The organism is Brevibacterium luteolum (assembly GCF_013004595.1).
GTDB classification, from domain to species: Bacteria; Actinomycetota; Actinomycetes; order Actinomycetales; family Brevibacteriaceae; genus Brevibacterium; species Brevibacterium luteolum.
In genome coordinates this window covers 1-19,757 of sequence record NZ_JABEMC010000014.1, presented here as the reverse complement: position 1 = coordinate 19,757, position 19,757 = coordinate 1, and the positions used below count along the sequence as shown (strand labels likewise).

At 67.2% G+C, this 19,757-nt stretch carries 23 protein-coding genes and 1 riboswitch; of the genes, 13 read left to right on the top strand and 10 right to left on the bottom strand.

The window, feature by feature from the left end:
- Entirely contained in the window at positions 1-744 is a 744-nt protein-coding gene (locus HLA91_RS13315) for a metal-dependent transcriptional regulator (RefSeq protein ID WP_338075958.1), read from the top strand.
- Here the strand turns inward: HLA91_RS13315 and HLA91_RS13310 are convergent.
- The 6 genes from HLA91_RS13310 to HLA91_RS13285 all read right to left on the bottom strand — a co-directional run bounded on the left by HLA91_RS13310 (position 733) and on the right by HLA91_RS13285 (position 5,830).
- Positions 733-1,596 carry a metal ABC transporter permease gene (locus HLA91_RS13310; protein ID WP_102161841.1) on the bottom strand — a complete coding sequence of 288 codons (864 nt, stop codon included), beginning with the start codon at positions 1,594-1,596 and terminating at the stop codon, positions 733-735. The two genes, HLA91_RS13315 and HLA91_RS13310, sit on opposite strands and share 12 nt — an antisense overlap.
- A complete protein-coding gene (locus HLA91_RS13305; RefSeq protein ID WP_102161840.1) occupies positions 1,593-2,513 on the bottom strand; it encodes a metal ABC transporter ATP-binding protein in 921 nt (306 codons plus the stop codon). The genes HLA91_RS13310 and HLA91_RS13305 overlap by 4 nt, the downstream gene beginning before the upstream one ends.
- Before the next feature lie 55 nt (positions 2,514-2,568).
- Positions 2,569-3,546: a metal ABC transporter substrate-binding protein gene (locus tag HLA91_RS13300; protein ID WP_102161839.1), complete on the bottom strand. Its 978-nt coding sequence runs from the start codon at positions 3,544-3,546 to the stop codon at positions 2,569-2,571.
- A gap of 89 nt (positions 3,547-3,635) precedes the next feature.
- Positions 3,636-4,490 (bottom strand): acyl-CoA thioesterase, encoded by an 855-nt coding sequence (locus HLA91_RS13295; RefSeq protein ID WP_257995088.1) that lies wholly within the window; start codon positions 4,488-4,490, stop codon positions 3,636-3,638.
- A gap of 108 nt (positions 4,491-4,598) precedes the next feature.
- A complete protein-coding gene (locus HLA91_RS13290; protein WP_170275092.1) occupies positions 4,599-5,228 on the bottom strand; it encodes an RES family NAD+ phosphorylase in 630 nt (209 codons plus the stop codon).
- Entirely contained in the window at positions 5,228-5,830 is a 603-nt protein-coding gene (locus HLA91_RS13285; RefSeq protein ID WP_102161837.1) for a hypothetical protein, read from the bottom strand. The genes HLA91_RS13290 and HLA91_RS13285 overlap by 1 nt, the downstream gene beginning before the upstream one ends.
- Positions 5,831-5,971: 141 nt before the next feature.
- Positions 5,972-6,068, top strand: a riboswitch (TPP riboswitch).
- Here HLA91_RS13285 and thiM point away from each other — a divergent pair.
- From thiM to HLA91_RS13260, 5 genes are all read left to right on the top strand, one after another.
- Positions 6,056-6,919 carry a hydroxyethylthiazole kinase gene (thiM, locus tag HLA91_RS13280; protein ID WP_257995087.1) on the top strand — a complete coding sequence of 288 codons (864 nt, stop codon included), beginning with the start codon at positions 6,056-6,058 and terminating at the stop codon, positions 6,917-6,919. It overlaps the preceding riboswitch by 13 nt.
- The gene (gene thiE, locus HLA91_RS13275) at positions 6,916-7,677 is read left to right on the top strand and encodes a thiamine phosphate synthase (protein ID WP_102161836.1); all 762 of its coding nucleotides are present in this window, start codon (positions 6,916-6,918) and stop codon (positions 7,675-7,677) included. The genes thiM and thiE overlap by 4 nt, the downstream gene beginning before the upstream one ends.
- 3 nt (positions 7,678-7,680) lie before the next feature.
- Positions 7,681-8,634, top strand: coding sequence for a bifunctional hydroxymethylpyrimidine kinase/phosphomethylpyrimidine kinase (thiD, locus tag HLA91_RS13270; protein ID WP_102161835.1), 954 nt, complete (start codon positions 7,681-7,683; stop codon positions 8,632-8,634).
- A gap of 59 nt (positions 8,635-8,693) precedes the next feature.
- Positions 8,694-9,449 carry a TenA family protein gene (locus HLA91_RS13265; RefSeq protein ID WP_102161834.1) on the top strand — a complete coding sequence of 252 codons (756 nt, stop codon included), beginning with the start codon at positions 8,694-8,696 and terminating at the stop codon, positions 9,447-9,449.
- Positions 9,450-9,462: 13 nt separating this feature from the next.
- A complete protein-coding gene (locus HLA91_RS13260) occupies positions 9,463-10,554 on the top strand; it encodes an epimerase (RefSeq protein WP_170275091.1) in 1,092 nt (363 codons plus the stop codon).
- 62 nt (positions 10,555-10,616) lie between these two features.
- Here HLA91_RS13260 and HLA91_RS13255 read toward each other — a convergent pair whose 3' ends face one another.
- Complete coding sequence (locus HLA91_RS13255; RefSeq protein WP_170275090.1) at positions 10,617-11,321, bottom strand: LysE family translocator; 705 nt, start codon at positions 11,319-11,321, stop codon at positions 10,617-10,619.
- Positions 11,322-11,486: 165 nt separating this feature from the next.
- Between HLA91_RS13255 and HLA91_RS13250 the strand changes: the two genes are divergently transcribed.
- The 4 genes from HLA91_RS13250 (at position 11,487) to HLA91_RS13235 (ending at position 14,027) form a co-directional block, all read left to right on the top strand.
- Positions 11,487-12,398: a LysR family transcriptional regulator gene (locus tag HLA91_RS13250; protein WP_170275089.1), complete on the top strand. Its 912-nt coding sequence runs from the start codon at positions 11,487-11,489 to the stop codon at positions 12,396-12,398.
- A gap of 74 nt (positions 12,399-12,472) precedes the next feature.
- The gene (locus tag HLA91_RS13245) at positions 12,473-12,946 is read left to right on the top strand and encodes a hypothetical protein (protein WP_170275088.1); all 474 of its coding nucleotides are present in this window, start codon (positions 12,473-12,475) and stop codon (positions 12,944-12,946) included.
- Between the two features lie 92 nt (positions 12,947-13,038).
- Positions 13,039-13,548, top strand: coding sequence for a hypothetical protein (locus tag HLA91_RS13240; RefSeq protein ID WP_170275087.1), 510 nt, complete (start codon positions 13,039-13,041; stop codon positions 13,546-13,548).
- Entirely contained in the window at positions 13,545-14,027 is a 483-nt protein-coding gene (locus HLA91_RS13235; protein ID WP_170275086.1) for a hypothetical protein, read from the top strand. The genes HLA91_RS13240 and HLA91_RS13235 overlap by 4 nt, the downstream gene beginning before the upstream one ends.
- A gap of 472 nt (positions 14,028-14,499) precedes the next feature.
- On the opposite strand, the gene HLA91_RS13230 is transcribed toward HLA91_RS13235, so the two are convergent.
- Positions 14,500-15,282 carry an aminoglycoside adenylyltransferase domain-containing protein gene (locus HLA91_RS13230; RefSeq protein ID WP_170275085.1) on the bottom strand — a complete coding sequence of 261 codons (783 nt, stop codon included), beginning with the start codon at positions 15,280-15,282 and terminating at the stop codon, positions 14,500-14,502.
- Positions 15,283-15,548: 266 nt separating this feature from the next.
- On the opposite strand from HLA91_RS13230, the gene HLA91_RS13225 reads away from it, so the two are divergent.
- Together HLA91_RS13225 and HLA91_RS13220 are read left to right on the top strand one after the other, a co-directional pair.
- Entirely contained in the window at positions 15,549-16,487 is a 939-nt protein-coding gene (locus tag HLA91_RS13225; protein ID WP_170275084.1) for an ATP-binding cassette domain-containing protein, read from the top strand.
- The gene (locus HLA91_RS13220) at positions 16,488-16,916 is read left to right on the top strand and encodes an ATP-binding cassette domain-containing protein (RefSeq protein ID WP_338076813.1); all 429 of its coding nucleotides are present in this window, start codon (positions 16,488-16,490) and stop codon (positions 16,914-16,916) included.
- 170 nt (positions 16,917-17,086) lie between these two features.
- Here HLA91_RS13220 and HLA91_RS13215 read toward each other — a convergent pair whose 3' ends face one another.
- The gene (locus HLA91_RS13215; RefSeq protein ID WP_170275082.1) at positions 17,087-17,881 is read right to left on the bottom strand and encodes an SDR family NAD(P)-dependent oxidoreductase; all 795 of its coding nucleotides are present in this window, start codon (positions 17,879-17,881) and stop codon (positions 17,087-17,089) included.
- Positions 17,878-18,489 (bottom strand): TetR/AcrR family transcriptional regulator, encoded by a 612-nt coding sequence (locus tag HLA91_RS13210; RefSeq protein WP_170275081.1) that lies wholly within the window; start codon positions 18,487-18,489, stop codon positions 17,878-17,880. The genes HLA91_RS13215 and HLA91_RS13210 overlap by 4 nt, the downstream gene beginning before the upstream one ends.
- A gap of 623 nt (positions 18,490-19,112) precedes the next feature.
- On the opposite strand from HLA91_RS13210, the gene HLA91_RS13200 reads away from it, so the two are divergent.
- Complete coding sequence (locus tag HLA91_RS13200; RefSeq protein WP_165770432.1) at positions 19,113-19,220, top strand: keywimysin-related RiPP; 108 nt, start codon at positions 19,113-19,115, stop codon at positions 19,218-19,220.
- Positions 19,221-19,757 lie beyond the last annotated feature (537 nt).

Sequence of the window (19,757 nt, the reverse complement as noted above, 5' to 3'; positions counted from 1 at the left end):
GTGGCTGCTGCCGAGAAGCCGCAGGCGGCACCGGTGGATGGGCCTGCCCCGGCAGGGGAGCGCGCACCGTCGGTATCCGAGCTGACAGCCAGTGCGCAGAACTACCTCAAGATCATCTGGAGCATCCAGGAATGGGATCCTGAGCGCGAGCCGGTTCAGCCCAGTGTCATCGCCGAGAAGGCCGGCCTGCGCATGTCGACGGTCTCCGATGCGATCAAGCGACTCGGCAAGCAGGGACTGGTGACCCACACCCGCTACGGCGCGGTGTCGCTGACCGAGGAGGGGCGGGCGCATGCGGTGCAGATGGTGCGCCGCCACCGGCTCATCGAGACCTTCCTCGTCCAGGTGCTCGGCTACGGCTGGGACGAAGTGCATGACGAAGCCGAGGTGCTCGAACACGCCGTTTCCGACAAGCTCGTCGACCGGATCGCCGCCCATCTGGGGAACCCCGGCCGCGACCCGCACGGCGACCCGATCCCAGCCGCTGACGGTCAGGTCGCCACACCACGGGCTCGGCAGCTCACCGACTGCGAACCCGGATCCGACTACCGGCTCGAGCGGATCTCAGACGCCGATCCGGAGCTGCTGCAGTTCCTCGCCGAACGCGGCATCGAGGTCGGCACCGATGTCACACTGGCCGCAGGCGCGCCATACTCCGGCACGCTCGTCCTCGAACGCGAAGGTCAGCCCGCACTCACCCTCGGAGCCGAGGCGGCTGCTGCGATGTGGGCCTCACAGCGCTGAGCGCGGCTGCCGGCGCTTGAGCTGCCGGGCGATGACCCCCTGGCGGGGGCTGAAGAGGTAGATGAACGTGAAGGCGAGCCCCTGCGCCAGCACGATCATGCCGCCCGACGCGGTGTCGGCGTAATAGCTGGTGTACAGGCCGATGAGCGAACAGCCGACCGAGATCGCCGGGGCGATGATGAGCATCATGCTCATCCGGTTCGTCAGCAGGTAGGCCGAGGCACCGGGGATGATGAGCATTGCGACGACGAGGACGACGCCGACGATCTGCAGCGTCGCCACCGCGGTGACCGCGAGCAGGGCGAGCATGACCGCGCCGATGAGACGCGGGCTCATGCCGATCGCATGCGCGTGCGTCGGGTCGAAGGCGTAGAGGGTGAAGTCGCGGCGCTTGAGGAGCACGACGAGCAGCACGGCGATCGTGAGGATGAGGATCTGGGTGAGGTCCTGCCGGGAGACGCCGAGGATGTTGCCGAAGATGATGTGCATGAGGTCCGTATCCGAAGGGGTGACGGACACGAGCACGATGCCGAAGGCGAACAGCGTGGTGAACACGATGCCGATCGCGGCATCCTCCTTGACCCGGGACGTGTCGCGCACCGCCCCGATGAGGATGACGGCCAGGAACCCGAACACGAGCGCGCCGATGGCGAACGGCAGGTCGAGGACATAGGCGAGCACAACCCCGGGCAGCACCGCATGGGAGACCGCGTCGCCCATGAGCGACCAGCCGATGAGCACCAGCCAGCACGACAGCAGCGCGCAGACGATCGAGACCATGACCGCGGCGATGAGCGCGCGGGTCATGAACTCATAGGACAGCGGGTCGGCGAGCAGGTGGATGATGTTCAATGCCGTTCACCGTCCCAGTTCTCATCGCGGGCCGCAGCGTCACGGGGAGTCGGGGCCGCGCTGTCAGTCGGGGCCGCGCTGTCAGTCGGGGCCCCGTCGGCAGCCGGGGTCTCGTCGGCCCGCCGGGTGTCGGTCGGCCGGCCGAGCGGATCGAGTCCGAAGGCCAGCGCCAGGTTCTGCGGACGCAGCACCTCGGCAGGCGAGTCGTGCAGCAGCACGCGCCGCATGAGCAGGATCGCCTCATCGGCCAGATCCGGCAGCGCGTGCAGATCGTGGGTGGACACGACGATCGTCGTCCCGGCATCGGCGGCCTCGCGCAGCACCGTCGAGATCATCTGCTCAGAGCGCTTGTCGACGCCGGCGAAGGGCTCATCGAGCAGCAGCACCGAGGCCTCCTGCGCCAGGCCCCGGGCGACGAAGGCGCGCTTGCGCTGCCCGCCGGAGAGCTGGCCGATCTGCCGGCCGGCCAGCTCTGTGAGCTCGACGCGGGCCAGTGCGGCCTCGACGGCGTCCTGGTCGGCCCGCGTGAGTCGGCGGGTGATCCCGGTGCGCCCGTAGCGGCCGGAGCCCACTACCTCGCGCACGGTGATCGGGAAGTCCCAGTCGACGATCTCGGCCTGCGGCACGTACCCGATGAGCCTGGCCCGCCGGGCCTTGGCAGGCGGCAGGCCGGCGATGCGCACGGAACCCGCCTGCGGTTTGAGGCTGCCGACGATCGACTTGAACAGGGTGGACTTACCGGCGCCGTTCATGCCGACCAGACCGCAGATGCGGCCGCGTCCGATGACGGCGCTCGCCTCGTCGAGAGCCAGCACTGAGCCATAGCGCACCGTGACGTTCCGGACCTCCAGGGCGGTGGACGCACCGGGTCCGGGTTGGTGTGCCGCAGGCTGGCGGGTGTGCCGGGAAGAGTTCATCGGTGTCCAGTCAAGCGCAGTCGGATGAACGACGCTAGTAGGGCTGTGGTGGCCGTCATGTACCTTGGGTCCCAGTCAGGGCATCGGCGATGGTCTCGGCATCGTGGGTGATGAGATCGAGGTAGGTCGGCACGGGGCCATCTGCGGTGGTGAGCGAGTCGACGTAGAGGGTGCCGCCGAAGCTCGCGTTGGTGGCGTCGACGACCTGCTGCATCGCCTTGTCGTTGACGGTTGATTCGCAGAACACGGCCGGGACGTCATTTTCGCGCACGAACTCGATGGTCGAGGCGACCTGCTGCGGGGTGGCTTCGTGCTCGGCGTTGACCGGCCAGATGTACTTCTCAGTCAGTCCGGCATCGCGGGCGAGGTAGGAGAACGCCCCTTCGCAGGTGACGAGCGCGCGCTGGTTCTCCGGCAGGGTCTCAAGCGTGTCGGTCAGCTTCGTCTCGACCTCGGTGAGCTTGGCGGTGTAGTCCTCGGCGTTGGCCTCGAAGTCCGCAGCGTGGTCGGGGTCGAGCTCGGAGAAGGCCTTCACCATGTTCTTGACGTAGATCGCGGTGTTGGCAGGCGACATCCAGGCGTGCGGGTTCGGCTTGCCGGCGTAGGCGTCCTCGGTGATGTCGATCGGTTCGACGCCGTCGGTGAGCACGACGTGCTTCGTGCCGGCGACGTCGATGAACTGCTCGAACCACTTCTCCAGGCCCATGCCGTTCTCCATGACGAGATCGGCTTCCTCGGCGTGCCGGATGTCGCTGGGGGAGGGCTCATAGCCGTGGATCTCCGCGCCTTCCTTCGTGATCGACTCTACGCGCAGGTGCTCGCCTGCGACATTGGCGGCGATGTCCTTGAGCACGGTGAAGGTGGTGAGCACCAGCGGGCGGTCATCATCCGTACCCGAGGTGTCAGCCAGGCTGCAGGCCGACAGGGCCAGTGCGGCTGTGGTCACCAGGCCGGTGATGAGAAGGGGGATGCGCCAGGTGCGGCTCTGCGCGCGGGGTGTGCGCAGCTGTGAGAGGGGAGAACGAAATGCCATGGCATCACAATAGTTCCCCTCAGCGAATTTGCAAAGTTCGCCCATGCGAACTTTTTGATGTGCGCAAGTGAGCGCGGAGCGCTGCGGTCTCAGTCCTTCTTCGGCCGGCCGATGCCGCGGTAGTGCTGCAGCTGCTCTGGGGTGAGCCTGCGGAACAGCGCCTCCTGGGCGACCGAGGCGACGAGCACGCCGTCCTGGGTGGTGATGTCGCCGTTGTACAGGCCGCGACCGTAGGCGGCGGAGCGCGGGGCGTAGTCGCACAGCACCCAGTCGTTCATGTTCACCGGCCGGTGGAACCACAGCGAGTGATCGAGGCTGGAGCCGGACTTGAACTCCTCGGTGTTGAATGCGCCCAGGCCCGAGGAGATGTCGGACAGGTAGGTGAGTGCGCAGATGTGCAGCAGCTCGGAGTCGCCGAGGTCCTCGGTGCAGCGGGCCCAGAACCGGACCGGGTAGTCGGTGGTCTCGAAGGGCTGGTCGGTGCTGCGGGCTTCGAAGGAGAACATCCGCGGCATCGGCGAGGGGTCGCCGAACCGGATCTCCTGCTGGGCGGCTGCAGTCGGGCCCTGCAGGTCGGGGCTTTCGTTGCCGCGGGTGAAGTTGATGGCCATGTTGAAGATGACGTCGCCGTCCTGGGTGGCGACCACGCGGCGGGCGGAGTAGGAGCCGCCGTCGCGGTCGCGGAAGACCTGGAAGACCGTCGGCCGGGCGGCGTTGCCTGGGCGCAGGAAGTATCCGTGCAGGGAGTGGGGCTTGCGCTCTGCATCGACGGTCAGGGCCGCGGCGTGCACGGACTGCGCTGCGACCTGGCCGCCGTAGAGGGCGTAGGGCTCATCGAAGACGTAGCCGGCGCGGTAGATGTTCTTGTCGATCTTCTCCAGCTGCATGAGCTCGAGGAACGAGCCTTCGCCGGTTTCGCTGGGTGAGAAGAGCACATCGCTCACGGGATTCCTCCGATTCGGTCAGGACAGATGACGCCGTACCCTTCGATCCTAGCGACCCGGAGTCACTTGGCCTGCAGCCGTGCGGCAACCGGAGCAGTGGGCGTGGCCTCAGACGACTGGCCAGGACAACTGGTGGCTAGCGTCTTGGGCAAGGCGCCGGATGACGGGGTGGTCGAGTGGCAGCGATATTGCCGGCGCGATCGGGAATGCCGAATGAGCTGAAGAGAAGAGTACGACGTTCTTCCCTGGCATCATCGTCGAGTGCACGTACAAGCCGTCGAGCTCCAAGCTGAGCTCTGCGGAAAGCTCGTGAATTCCGCGCGCCCAGTTACGGCATGTCGATTTCGGTGCAGCGAACAGTGAGAACGAGGCACCATTGCGAGTCGGCCAGTTTCCCGTGAGGTCAAGCAACCGCAGATCGCGAGCCGGAAACCACGCGCTGAGGGCACGCAACGAACCGATGCGGATGCGTCGGCGTTCTTGGAATACTTCGGCAAAGGTGGTGACGGGATCCGTCGCACAGTAGGCGACGCCTACGCCGTGGTGATGCGAAGGAGGTGGGGGATGCGGATCCCAGCGCATGCTCTGCAACGGTCCGAAATCGCGAAAGCCGTTCCATGCGATTGGGTGCCGGCCACCTGCCGAGTGGATGCGGAACAGCGGCTGAGTGGAAGGGAGGTCGCGAAGATCCGCCGGCCGAATCGACGGATGCCCGGGCCGCTTGGGATTCTTCGCCATCATTCCCAGGAAAGCTCGTCGGCCAGTGAGGAGACAGCCGATGGTGGTCTGTCAGCTGCGAGCCATTCAGATGGGGTCTGCCCTTCGAGCGACTCAGCGGGCTGGGTCATGAACTCTTCGATGTCCACGGGAAGATAGTCCTCTGGAAGCGCCCTTATAACTTGCGACAGACCGGGGAGTGCGCGACCGTCGATGAACTGCCAGCGCGGAAAGAGGAGATCTCGGCGGCTCTGAGACGTGAACGCATAGAGATCACCGCTGGCGGCAAGGGCTCTGACATCAGCGGTGCCAAGGAGAAGCAGGCGGGCGACTTCGTCGACGGCCAGGGTGTTCCGTTCGGCGCGTTGCGCAGCCACGGCGCGGTTGGCCGCAATCTCGATATCGACATCGGCCAGCCCCTCAGGGATGAGGTCGACAGGGGTGAGACCTGTGTGCTCGGCTAGGAAGGCGCGTTCCTCCGCTGGCAGCGGTGCAGCAGGTTCGACCGTATCGGCGAGGACGGTCAGCACGTCGCTGACGGACACAGGCAGTTTCCGGGCCTCGATTGCCCGCTTGAGCCGATCCTCCCATTCGGATTCGGCGACCGGTCGTGGTGCGCTCATGCCACGATTCTACGCCGCTCGCGAGAGACCAGCCAGAGTTATCCACAGGCAGTTGGATTCAGCGCGGTCGCTTCCGAGCGCTACGCCACCCCCACACATTCCAGCGCAAAGTGGCGTCATCGGCCAGGACTGTTAGAGTGGCGGACAGACATGGGGTGCCCGGCGGGCCGGGCTGAGAACACACCCATCGAACCTGATCTGGATCATGCTGGCGAAGGGATTGTCGTGACACAGCAGCACCCATCTGCCGCCGCACAGTCGGCGGCCTCGATACCCGACCTCGCAGCGGCGGTGACCGCAGTGCGGGAGTCGAATCCGCTCGTCCAGTGCATCACGAACACCGTCGTGCAGCCGCTGAGCGCCAATGCGCTGCTGGCGATCGGCGCCTCACCGGCGATGATCAACCACGAAGCCGACGCCGCCCAGTTCGCCCGCATCTCCGACGGCCTGCTCATCAACTTCGGCACCGCCAGCTCCCACAACTTCCTCGCCGCCGACGCCGCCATCACCGCCGCCCGTGAGACCGGCACCCCGTGGGTGCTCGATCCCGTGTCCTACGGCGTCATCGACTACCGCACCACCCGCATCAAGCAGGCCCTGACCTGGCAGCCGACCGCCATCCGCGGCAACGCCTCTGAGATCGCAGCCCTGGCCGGCACCGGTGCCGGCGCCCGCGGCGTCGACTCCACCGACGAGGTCGAGGCCGTGCTGGAGGCTGCGATCCAGCTCTCCCACGCGCTCGGCTCCGTCGTCGCCGTCTCCGGAGAGGTCGACGCGATCGTCCACGCCGGTGAGCAGGTGCGCATCGCCCGGGTCTCCGGCGGTTCGGACTACATGCCGCTGGTCGTGGGCACCGGCTGCTCGCTCGGCGGTGTCGTCGCCGCCTACCTCGGCGCCCTGCCGGCAGACCCGTTCACCGCTGTCGTCGCCGCCCACGCCCACTATGCGGCCGCCGGCACCCGCGCGGCCGGCACGAGCCGCGGGCCTGGCAGCTTCGCCGTCGAGTTCCTCGATGCCCTGCATTCCGTCACCGCCGCTGACATCACCGCCGTCGGCGTCAGTTACGACACCGTGGAGGTCACCGCATGAGCCACGATCGCCTCGCCGGCATCGACACCGCCCTGTACTTCATCACCGACACCGCCCAGTGCGCGTCCGCCGGCCGCTTGGTGGCCGACACCGTCGCCGAGGCGGTGGCCGGCGGGGCGGGGATGGTCCAGATCCGGGACAAGGACATCACTGACGACGCCATGTACGACCTCACCTGCGAGGTGCTGCGGGCCGTCGACGAGGTGCTCGGCGATGCGAAGATCACCCGGCCGGTGCCGGTGTTCGTCAACGACCGCGTCGCCGTGGTCGAACAGCTCAACAGTGAAGGACACCTCGTGCACCTGCACGTCGGCCAGGACGACATGCCGTTTGCCGAAGTCCGCCAGCACATCGGCCAGGAGGCCCTGCTCGGGCTCTCGGCCACCACCCCGGATCAGTTCGCCGCCGCCCGCGAGGCCGGATCGGTCGACCTGCTCGGCGTCGGCCTGGCGTTTCCGACGACGACGAAGAAGAACGCCCGCGACGTCCTCGGACCCGGCAAGATCCGCGCACTCGCCGGCGAGGCCGGTCTGCCGGTCTTCGGCATCGGCGGCATCGACCTGGCAGGTGCTGCCAAGATGCACGGCACCGGAGTCGCTGGAATCTGCGTCGTCTCCGCCATCTGCACAGCCGCCGACCCGCGCGCAGCCGCTGCTGCGATCAAGGCCGCGTTCCTCACCGGCCAGACACCCGACACCGAGGACCGGACTGAGACGCACGACAACACCGGCTCCCACACTGCAGACGGAGGACGCTGAACAATGACTGCACCCGCATCCCGCCCGCCGGTTGCCTTGTCCATCGCCGGCACCGACCCGTCCGGCGGCGCTGGCATCCACGCTGACCTCAAAGCCTTCTGCGCCCGCGGCGTCTACGGCACCACCGCCATCACCGCCCTGGTGGCCCAGAACACCCACGGCGTCAGCGAGGTCTACGGCATCGACGAGGCCTTCGTCGAAGCCCAGCTCGCCAGCGTGCTCGACGATCTGCCCGTCGATGCGACGAAGACCGGCATGCTCTCCACTCGCAGCCTCGTCGACCTCGTCTGCCGCGCCGTCGATGAGCGCGACCTCGGCTACTTCGTCGTCGACCCCGTCATGGTCGCCACCTCCGGACACCGGCTGCTCGACGACGACGCGGTCGACTCCGTGCGCCGCCAGCTCATGCCGCGCGCGGACCTCATCACCCCGAACCTGCCCGAAGCCGCACTGCTGCTCGGCGAATCCGAACCCGAAGCCGCAAGCATCGAGCAGATGCGCGACCAAGCCGGCCGGCTGATCGAACACGGTGCCCGGGGCGTGCTGCTCAAAGGCGGCCACGGTGTCGACGACGAGGTCATCGACGTCCTCGCCCTGGCCGACGGCACCACCGCGGAGTTCACCCACACCCGCATCCGCACCCCGAACACCCACGGCACCGGCTGCACCCTTTCAGCGACGATCACCGCCGAGATGGCCGCCGCCCGCCACGCACAGGCGAGCACCGCCTCGGGAGCGGACACCACCGCCTCGGGAGCGGACGCCACCGTCTCGGGAGCGGACGCCACCGCCTCGGAAACCACCACTGCCTCGGAGACCATCACCGCAGCCGTCGAACGATCACTGGACTACCTTGCCCGTGCGCTCGCCTCGGCAGATCACTGGCAGCTGAGCCTCAACCCCGAAGGCGCCCACGGGCCGGTCGACCACCTCGTCGACCTCACCGTCACGCGCTGAACCCGCCCACCTCGAAGATGAGCACCCGCCGCGCGCGGGCACCCTAGGAAAGGACCGCAATGACCGACCGCAACCGCTTCGTCGCAGGCGAGCACACCCAGGCGATCTGGGATGCCGTCGCCGGCACCCTCGATGAGATCGAGAACCTGCCCTTCCTCGACGCCCTGGCCACCGGCGAACTGCCGGTGCAGACCTTCGTCAACTACATCCTGCAGGACGAGCTCTACCTCAACGGCTATGCCCGCGCCATGAGCCAGCTCGGCGTGCGCGCCCCGAATCGCGAGGACACCCGGTTCTGGGCACTCGCGGCAGGCGAGGCCGTCACCGTCGAAGAGGACATGCACGGCGCGCTGCTGGCCGAGGAGCGGTTCGCCCCGGCCCGCAGCCAGCTGACCGGCGCCGACGGCCAGCCGCAGCCCTCGCCGACGACCCTGGGCTACACCTCCTACCTCATCGCCCAGGCCGCAACCGCTGCGTACCCGGTCGGTGTGGCCGCAGTGCTGCCGTGCTTCTGGGTCTACGCCCACATGGGCAAGGTGCTCACCGAACGCGTCGGCGACGCCATGGATACGCACCCGTACCGTGCCTGGATCGAAACCTACGACAGCCCCGAGTTCGATGAATCGGTCGACGGTGCCGTTGCGATCCTCGAACGCGAGATGGCCTCAGCCGACGAGTCCACCCGGCAGGCCATGATGGCGGCATTCGCGCAGGCCACCGTGTACGAACTGCACTTCTGGGCGTCTGCGCACGTCTTCCAGTCCTGGGACGTCGCCGCACTCGGCGAACCGGCAGTCGAGGCCGCGCTATCCTGAGCGGATGCCGGCGATGAGCGACACCCCCGAGACCAGCCCAGCCAGCACCTCCCAGGACAGCGCTGGTGCGGCCGGCCTGGGGCGGGTCGTGATCGGCGGATCCAGCGGCTTCATCGGCCGCCACCTCGTCGAGAGGTATCGGGCCCGAGGCCGGGAGGTCGTCACGATCTCCCGGTCAGCAGCCGACCTCACCTGGGATGACACGGACGGGATTGTCGCCGCTGTCGACGGTGCCGGGCTCGTCATCGGGCTGGCCGGCAAGAGCGTCGGCTGCCGCTACACGGCGAAGAACCGTGAGGAGATCTTCACCTCACGGCTGGCGACCACCACGGCCCTGTCCGATGCGATCGCAGCCGCACAGAACCCGCCGCCGCTGTGGATCAACGCCTCGACCGCAACGATCTACCGTCACGCCGATGACCGGCCGATGACCGAATCCGGCGGCGAGATCGGTGAGGGCTTCTCCGTCGACGTCGCGCGCGCCTGGGAGCGCGCACTCTTCGCCGCCGACCTGCCGGCCACCCGCCGGGTCGCCCTGCGCACCGCGATCGTGCTCGGACGCGACACCTCCGAGGCTGCCAGCAGCTCCGGGACCGCCGGCAGCTCCGGGGCCGCCCGCAGCTTAGGGGCCGGCAGCCGCAACGGCGCCCTCGGTCCGCTCATCAACTTAGCCCGCATCGGCCTCGGCGGCGCCCAGTACGACGGCCGCTGGCCGGCCACTCCCGGCCGCCGGCGCGCCGGCACCGCCCACACCTACGGCACACCCGGAGCCCGACAGCGGTTCAGCTGGATCCACCTCGACGACGTCGCCGGCATCATCGACTTCCTCGAAGACCATCCCGAGCTCGACGGTCCCATCAACGCCGCCGCCCCGAATCCCTCGGACAACCGCGGCTTCATGGCAGCACTCCGGCGGGCCTGCGGGATGCCGGTCGGCCTGCCGGTGGCGCGCTGGATGCTCGAGATCGGCGCGATCGCGATGCGCACTGAGACCGAACTCGTGCTCAAGAGCCGCTGGGTGCTGCCCGAACGCCTCCAGGCGGCCGGCTATGAGTTCGCCTACCCGGACCTGGAGCCCGCCGTCGACGACGCCGTCAACGGCTGACCGCGCCGGCCGGGCGAGGGAAGCTGTCAGGCCGGAAAGTCAGCACCAGGGGAGTGCCCGGCTCAGAGGGCGAGGATGAGCACGCCGAGGATGCTGAGCACGCTGGCCGAGACGATGTCGAGGACCATATCGGCTTTCGGGGTGCGCAGCAGCGATGACACCAGGTCGGCGACGAGCACGAGACCGGCGGCGTAGAGGCCCAGGCAGCCGACGATCGTGCCGACGACGATCGCATAGTCGACCAGCGTCGGGTCAGCCGGGATGAACGTCGGCAGCACCGCGAGGAAGAACAGCCCGGACTTCGGGTTCGTCAGCGCGGTGAACAGGCCGGTCGTGAAGCTTGAGAGCGCCGTCGGTGTGCGCAGGGAGGCGTTGACCGCGGCCAGGTCGAGGGAACCAGTGCTCGCCTCCACCGCGCCCGAGGCGGTGGCTGCGGTGAGCACGCCGCCGCGGCTGCGTGCCCGGCGGGTGGCCCACCAGCCGCGCAGCAGCGGGTAGGCGGCTTTCGCGCCGAGTAAGAGCAGGTAGATGCCGCCGACGGTCTTGACCGCGGCGAGCAGGGCCGGTTCGCGCTGCATGATCGCAGCGACTCCGGTGATCGCCAGCACCGCCCACACGAGTGCCCCAAGCGCAGTCCCCGTTGTGCAGAAGAGGCCCGCCCGCCGGCGCAGGGCGCCGTAGCGGAGGACGAGCATGGTCTCGGGACCTGGCGTCACGGAGATGCCGACCGAGGCGGCGAAGAGCGCGCCGAACACGGTGAGAGTCACGAGAACCTCCTCTGAACAACGGGGACTGCATCCTTTGTGAGCGCCGGCCATGCACTCCTACATGCAGTGCCGACAGGAACATTGTGGAACCCGCAATCATCAGGCACAAGCAGAGAAACGCTGATAACCATTCGGTTTTGCCTACATGTCGGTTAGGCTGTGCGCATGCGCTCCTGGGACCTCAACCGGCTCCGCATCTGGCGGGCCGTCGTCACCGCCGGATCCGTCGTCGAGGCCGCCGCCAACCTCGGCTACCGGCCGGCGACGATCAGCCAGCACATCGCCACCCTCCAGCAGTCGACCGGCCTGGAGCTCTACCGGCGGGCCGGGCGCGGCATCGAGATCACCGAGGCCGGCCGCAAACTTGCCGAGGAGGCGGCCAAGATCCTCGACCAGGTCCGCCGGCTCGACGGCACCGTCGATGACATGACCTCTTCACCGGACCCGCGCATCGTGTTCTCCGGGTTCACCTCCTTCCACGAGACCCTGCTGCCACCGGTCGTCGACTCCGTTGTGCGGACCTTCCCGACGATCCGCTTCGAGATACTCGACAATGAGCGCGACTCCGCACCCTCCCCGCGGCTGCCGGACATCGAGATCCGCAGCGAGGCCGGCTTCGCCACCGCCACCGAGCTGCCCGGCACCATTCGCACGCCGCTGTTCGACGACGAGTTCCACCTCGTCGTGCCCACCAGCCACCACCTCGCCGACGCCGGCGAGGTGCCGCTGGCCGAGATCGCCGAGGAGCGCTGGATCGACGCCGAATCCCGCGCCACAGCCGGGATGAGCGCGATCCGGCACGCCTGTGCCGCTGCCGGCATCTCCCCGCGGGTCATCGCCCGCTCCGAAGGCCACTACGCAGCGCTCGCCCTCGTCGCCGCCGGCCACGGCATCACCCTGCTTCCGGCCCTGGCTCTGCTCAGCCTGCCGGCCGGGCTCACGAGTGTGGCACTGACCCACCCGGTGCCCTCCCGTCGGGTGTGCATGCATGTCGTCGAGCAGTCCGCCCACCTGCCGCACATCAGCTTCACCGCCGATGAGATCATCGCCCAGGCTGAGGGCTTCGGACTCGTCTGACAGAACGCCGCCGTGTGCCAGGACGGTGACACCGACGTCACCGCGGTGACGCAGACGGCGGTCACGCTGGAGGCATGAGACTGACCACCTGCCTGCTCGCCGTCACCGCGATCGCCTGCCTCGCCGGCTCGCTGACGATGCCGGTGCTGCGCTATGCGAACCGGGACTTCGCCCGCCACGACATCTTCATCGCCACCGGTGAGGCCCCGGCTCTGCCGCTGCTGGCCGTGCCGGTCTTCTTCATGGCCGCCGTCGTCATCGTCGCTGCGCTCTCCGGTGCGCACACGCGGGAGGCCGGGGCATTCGGTCTCGCCGCGGGCGCCTTCCAGCTCCTCGGCGTCGGCGAAACGATCCGCGTGCGGCGCGACCACGTCATCATGTGGGACGGCATCGCGCCCAACGGGGAGCCGATCGGCAGCACCGAGCAGCCTGAGCTCGGGTGGGGGCTGGCGTTTGCTGCGGCGGCCGGTTTCGCTCTTGTTGCCGCTGGCATTGTGCAGATCGAAGAGCACCGCTACCGCGCGCCTGAGCAGCGCCACGGGCCGTGACCGCGCGACCGAGGCGGTGCCCGCCTGCGCCTGTGTCGGAACCGGCACAGCGGCGTCACCACCGGCACGCTGAGTCATCAGAGACTGGAGATATGAGAACGACAACCCGCGTCCTGACCGCCGTGACGGTCGCACTGTTCGCTGCGGCCTTCTGGGTGCCGGTGTTGCGCTTCACCGACCGCAGATTCAGCTCCGATGACATCGGCCTCATCTCCGCAGCGACAGCCGGTGAGCTCTCACCGCTGATCTTCCTCGGCGTCCTCGCCGCCGTGGCCCTGTGCTTCTGCGCTTTCACCGGCATGCTGCCGCGGGCGGGCGGCTGGATCGGGCTCGCCGGCTGCGTCTGCATTGCCGCCGGGGCGGTTTCGGTGCTGTCGAACCTGTGGATGTTCGGCATCCTCTGGGACGGCGTCACCGCTGACGGGATGCCCACCGGCGGGATGATCCTGCCCGAACCTTGGTGGGGCACGGCACTCATCGCCGCAGCCATGCTGACCCTGGCACTCGCCTCGGTTCTGCAGCTGGTGACAGCCCATCGCAGCCGGCGCGCCCAGGCTCAGCGTGCCGACCCGGCACCGGCAGGGGAGGAGGGCGGATCATGATCATCGCCTCACGTGTGCTCTCCATCACCGCGCTCGTGCTGCTGGCGGCCACGATCCCAGTGCCCGTGCTGCGCGTCGAGGACGCGCACTACGACGACCTCGCCGTCAACGTCCTCACCGCTGTCGGCCTCTCACCGGTGGCCGCGCTGCTCGCACCCGGCATCCTCATCGCCGTGCTCATGGTCATCCAGTCCTTCACCGGCTGGCGGCCCGGCATCTGGGCCTGGATCGGCTACCTCGGCGCGTTCTTCCTCACCGTCGGTGCGTTCGGGGCCTTCACGGGCGAGAACCGGCCCTCGCTCATGTGGGACGGCGTCGACGATCAGGGCCGGCCGACCGGCGGCATGGAAGTCCCCGAACCCTGGCTCGGCCTGCTGCTCATCGTGTGCGCGGCAGGAGTGCTCGCCCATGTCGCGACCCTGCAGCTGCTCGCTGCCCGGCAGGCACCACCTGCCGCTGCGAACCCGGGGCCGGCATGAGGGAGTACGCCCGCCTGTGCGCGATCGCCTCACCCCTGCTGCTCGGCCTCACCATCGGCTTCCCGGTCTACGAATCGGCTGAACCCGGTTTCGCCATGCTCAACTCCAACGTCCTCCAGGCCGCTGACCGTTCGATGGCCACATGGCTCCTGCGGCCGGGAACAGCCATCAGCGTCCTCATGGCCATCCAATCGCTCACCGGGTGGCATCCGCGCGTATGGGGATGGATCGGCCTGGCCGGCAGCGCCTGCCTGTTCACCGGCGCCGTCGGCGTCGTCACCGCCGAATGGCCGCACATCATGTACGACCACATCATCGACGGCGAGCTCGTGCCCCACGGTCCGGTCCAAGCTGAGCCGTCATGGGGTCTGCCGCTCGTCCTCGCCGCAGCCGTCTCTCTGGCCGTCTCCTCGATCCTGCAGCTCGTCATTGGCAGGCGCCGCGCTGAGCACGCGCACTGGCTTCCGCCAGCTCACGCCACCGCACCGCGGGCCCGGCCAACGAGAGCACTCACCAGCGCGGCGACTTCACCGGTTGCCTCGGCCCAGCTCCAGCCTGGCACCCCGTGCCCGAGGTATTCCTCCCGTGCCCGTGCCAGCAGCCTGCGCTGGTGCTTGGGCAGGGACGCGGCCACCGCCTCGGCGGCGGCATCTTTCGACACGATCCGGCCGGTCTCGGCGGTGACGACGATGCGCGCCAGGGTCAGCAGCGCATTGCGCTCATCCCCAGCGGCCTCAGCTGCCACGGCCGGTGCGAGGTCGGCGGCGGTGCGGCGCAGCAGTCCATCGGGCACCGGCGGCAGCAGCTCAGCAAGCGGGCGCCCGCGCAGCACTCGGTGATGGGCGGCTGCCGTCGCGGCGAGGATGATGAGATCCGCATCCGGCGTGGGCGCGGGGAGCAGGCCGTCCGCGATTTCGGCGCGCAGCCATTCGCCGTACTGGAAGTCGATGACCGGTGCGCTCGCCCAGGAGTCTGTCTCCGGGCGGACGATGCTCGTGAGCTCAATCGGCCTGCGAGCCGCCGCCTCGGGAAAGGAATCGGCATGCCCGGACCAGCCGGACGTCTCCAGCAGCACCGCGACGAGGTCGCGGCGTTCGGACGCGGTGAGGGAGCGCGCTGTGATGACGAGGAGGTCGATATCGCTGCCGGGGCACAGCCCGGTGCTGGTCGCCGAACCGTACAGGTACACGCCGAGCACTCCACCGGGATCGGCGGCATCGAGGTGGTCGAGCGCAGCAGCGGGCACACAGTCCATGCCCCAACGGTAGTGGCCAGCGGCAGCAGGTGGCGGCTGTTACACTTGGCTGCCCACGGCACCATTGTGAGTGAGGAGACACGTCGTGCTCATCTACCAGCGTTCATCGCGCCCCGGCCTGCGCTGACGCTGCTGCTGCCGTGATTCCGGCTCCGCCGTCAGCGACTCAGCTGACGAACTCTGGAGCCCCATGTCCATCATTCACCGCCCTTCCGCCGTCCTGACGGATCTCTCCTTCGCCTGGCCTGACGCCACCCCGGTGTTCTGTGGTCTCACCGCCGCCTTCAACTCCGGGCGCACCGGCCGGCGGCACCGTCACATCCACCGGCACCGTCGGCTGGCTGCCGCAGAACCTCACCCTGCGTCCGTTCATGACGGTCGCCGAACTGCTCGGCATCGACAGGCAGCTCACAGCGCTGCGCGCGATCGAATCCGGCTCAGTCGCCGTCGAAGACTTCGAGGCCGTAGGCGCGGACTGGGACATCGACTCCCGCGCCCGTGCCGCCCTCGACAGCGCAGGACTGGTCTCCCTCAGCCTCGACCGCCCGGTCGGCACACTGTCGGGCGGAGAGACCGTGCTCACCGCCCTCACCGGACTGCGGTTGGCCGGTGACAGCGTCGTCCTGCTCGACGAACCGACGAACAACCTTGACCGCGGCGCCCGCCAGCGGCTCTACGACACGATCACCGCGTGGACAGGGGCGCTCATCGTCGTCAGCCACGACGTCACGCTCTTAGAGCTCATGGATGAGACCGCCGAGCTCTACAACGGGTCGCTGTCGGTCGTGGGCGGCCCCTACAGCGCCTACCGTGCCCAGCATGAGGCTGAACAGGAAGCGGCTGCCCAGGCGTTGCGCACCGCCGAACAGCAGCTGCGTCGCGAGCAGCGACAGCGGATCGAGGCGCAGACGAGGCTCGCCCGCCGGCAGCGCTATGCGCGCACCGACTTCGAGAACAAGCGCAAACCGAAGATCATCATGAACCAGCGCAAAGCCGAAGCGCAGGTCTCAGCGGGCAAGCTGCGCGGCGAACTCGATGCCAAGGTCTCAGCCGCGCAGGAGTCAGCCGATGAGCAGTCCGAGCGGATCCGCAGCGATAACCGGATCATCATCGACCTGCCCGACCCCCACCTCCACAGCGGACGCCGGCTCGCCGAACTGCGCAGCGCCACCGGCACCTCGGTTCTGGTGCAGGGCCGGCAGTAGATCGCCCTGACCGGCGCCAACGGGGTCGGCAAGACCCAACTGGTGACCTCCCTGCTGCACCCGCTGAGCAGCGACAGCCCGACGACCCCGCAGGTTGAGGCGATCGCCCACACCAGCCGGATCGGACTGCTGCCGCAGCGCCTTGACCACCTCGCTCATGACAGGAGCATCCTCGACACCGTCGCAGCGGCTGTGCCGGGGACTCCACCCGGCCAGCTGCGCAACCGCTTAGCCCGGTTCCAGTTCAGAGCCGAGACCGTCCACCGGCTGCTCGGCAACCTCTCCGGAGGCGAACGATTCCGAGTCGCGCTCGCAGCCCTGCTGGCAGATCCACCGCACCAGCTGCTGGTGCTCGACGAGCCGAAGAAGCTCAAGGGGGATACCAGTTGCTTGCGCTTCCAGTCTACAGCCTACGGCCTGGCAGCGTAGTAGCTCCGGGCGGCAATGCGCAGAGAACGAGTGCCGTTGTCGGCCAAACGGGCCAGCGTTAAGTACTTCGTCCCGCCACCCTGTCATTTGCATCAGCGACGAGTCCAGCCATGCCAGCAATGTGTCTTTCGCCCGAGTGGGAGTATTCCTGTTAGGAGGCCGCCTCGCCCTCAGTGAAGGATCGCAAGGAGACGGATGTACCCGCAGGACGTGCCCCCAGGGCGCTGCCTCCGCTCGTGTCGAGCATTGTGCCTGTGATCCGTCGAGAACGGCTTGAAAGCAGGAAGGCAACAGCTTCGGCGACGTCGTCGGGGGGAAGCCACATCGCCCAGGACAGAGAAACTTCCCATGTATTCCCTGATTTCTGGCTCGCTGAACGCCGGGTGTCCATTGTCGGTGAATCCCGGGATCACGGCGTTGATGCGAATATTCTTCGAAGCGAGCACTTCTGCGGCGTGCCGGGTAAAGGCTTCTACGGCCGCCTTGGAGATGGCGTATACAATATCTCCGGGGTTTGAGAAATGCACCCCAGCCGATGATACGTTCACAATGCTTCCGCCGCTCTCCATTCGCAGTGAGAGTTGTTGGGTCAGGAAGAATGGTGCGCGCGTGTTGAGTGCCATGTAATGGTCGAATTTCTCGACGCTTGCTTGCTCGAGTGACGGTCCGAGCAGCGCCGCGGCATTGTTGACGATTCCGACTAGCTCCGAGCCTTGGCTATCTCCGAGCAGAGTGTCGATCTCAGAAATGACTTGCTCGATGTCAGCCGCGTTTGCAAGGTCAGCCCGAACCGGCCAGCACTTTCGGCCCTGTGCGGCGGCGTACTCGGCGAGCGCTGTGACTGCGCTGAGATTCTCGGCGTAGTGGGCGATGACATGGTATCCCTCGCGGAGGAGTAGGCGGGTTGTCGCTGTACCGATGCCGCCTGATGCGCCTGTCACGAGGACGATTGGGGATGAATTCATAGCTGCTCCTCGTGCTCCAAGGCGTGCGTGGGCACCATGAGTTGGATCATTGATCGTGCTGTTTGTGAAAGCTCGTTTGGAGCTTCATGCCACAAGTTCTTGGTTCGGCAGTAGTCCATCGTGCCCATGCCGGCGGTAACGATGAGCCAGGCCGCCTCGCGTGATTCAACGTGATCTCGGAGTTTGCCGTGTTCGCGGGCAGTCTCAAGCAGGACGCTGAGGTAGGACCTCCATGTCCGGAAGGGGTCGAGTCGGCGTTCGGGGAAGAATCGCCGCGCCCCAGAGGCGAGGCACACACCCGCTCGGACGATGGGGTCATCGGCCAGGTTCTCGCCTACTAGTCGAAAGGCGAGCGGAATAGCTTCGAGCGCTGGGACATCTTGTTGAGCGATGTCATTCTGGATTGCGTGCATGCGGGACCGTTCATGATCGAGAATGGCTGAGCCTATATCGTGAACGGTAGGGAAGGCGCTCAGCACAGCTTGGAGAGAAACCCCGGCGTGGGTAGCTATGTCGGGCATACTTACCTCGGGAAACGAATGCTCGACAAATAGATCGGCGGCGGCATGTAGAACGTTTCCGCCGACCTGGTCGTAGCAAGCCGTCATACCTCTGCTCCTTGATTAGAAGTGAATCCCGGCTCCACGTACGCAAGGTCCGCACGGATCCGGGCAGCTTCCTCGGTCGTTGATTCAGTCCTGAGAGAGTGGGTCCGGCGTTCCCCGCGTACAAGCAATTGATCACGCACAACTCGCGCCCGGCTACGAAGAGCGCAGGGTAAGGCTCGTGGAGAGTTGTCCAGATCGATCGTCATCGACCGCAGCCAGAGCTCACCTCGCCGAGCAGACTCGTCGACGCGGCGATAGATCGCTGCCTGTGTTACCTGCCCCATCGTGACGAGCAAGTCGACGACGCTGATGGCGGGCGAGAATGCCGCTTCGATGTCGGTTGTGTTGGGCATGCTCTCCGAGGCAAACCGATGTGAAGCGTCGAGTCGATCCCTGTCGGAGGTTTCCCTGAGGTAGGTCTCGGCATGCACGTGGCGAAATCCCTCGGAATATACCGTGGCTTCCTGCTGAAGCGCAGATATAGACGATGGGATCTCTTCTGGGGAGAATAGCGTAAGCCGGGTGCGCATCCCCCCGACGACGCTGTCCAAGGCCAGCTCGGCATGCCCTGGAACTCCTTGGATACTCAGCTGCAAAGGGATGTGAGTAGGAAGGAGTGCATCATGCAGACGTATGAGGCACCGGCGATCGTCGAGGCAGGCGAGTTCAGTGAGCTGACTCGCGGCGTCATCGGCGTCCGTCATGAGGCCGTTGGATACTTCTTCGGCTGACAACGATGAGCCTCGGCAACACCAGGTCTTCTGGGTCACAGTCGCGGGGCAGGCGGTAGCCGCCACAGACGCCAGGCTCCTCGCCGAACTAGCGGGGGCTACCGAGGACGAAGACATCTTGGCGACCTGGGCGATATCTCCTCAAGGCCCATACCCATTCGGCCTTCAACCGCCCTGGAAGAACGTGCATCTCGTACCGCCCGGGCACTTCCTCACATTTCACACTGACGGAACGCATCCGTCCGTCGAGCAGCATTGGTACCCTCCGTCGCCTGATCGCGACGCCCGAGAATCGAGAGCCCGACTCCGCGACCGCATGATCGAAGCGGTGAGAGTCCGCGCTGAACGAGTCGACGCCCTCTCCTGCGACGCCTCGGGAGGTATCGATTCAAGTATCATCCTGGCGCTTGCGTCGTGTCGCGCGTCAGACTTAGTGGCAGGGCCGTTATGTAGGTCCTGAAGGAGAGTCAGACATGGGTAGACCACCCTCGATTCCGGCGGAGAAGAAGACCCGGATAGTGCTGAGCGTGCTGGCCG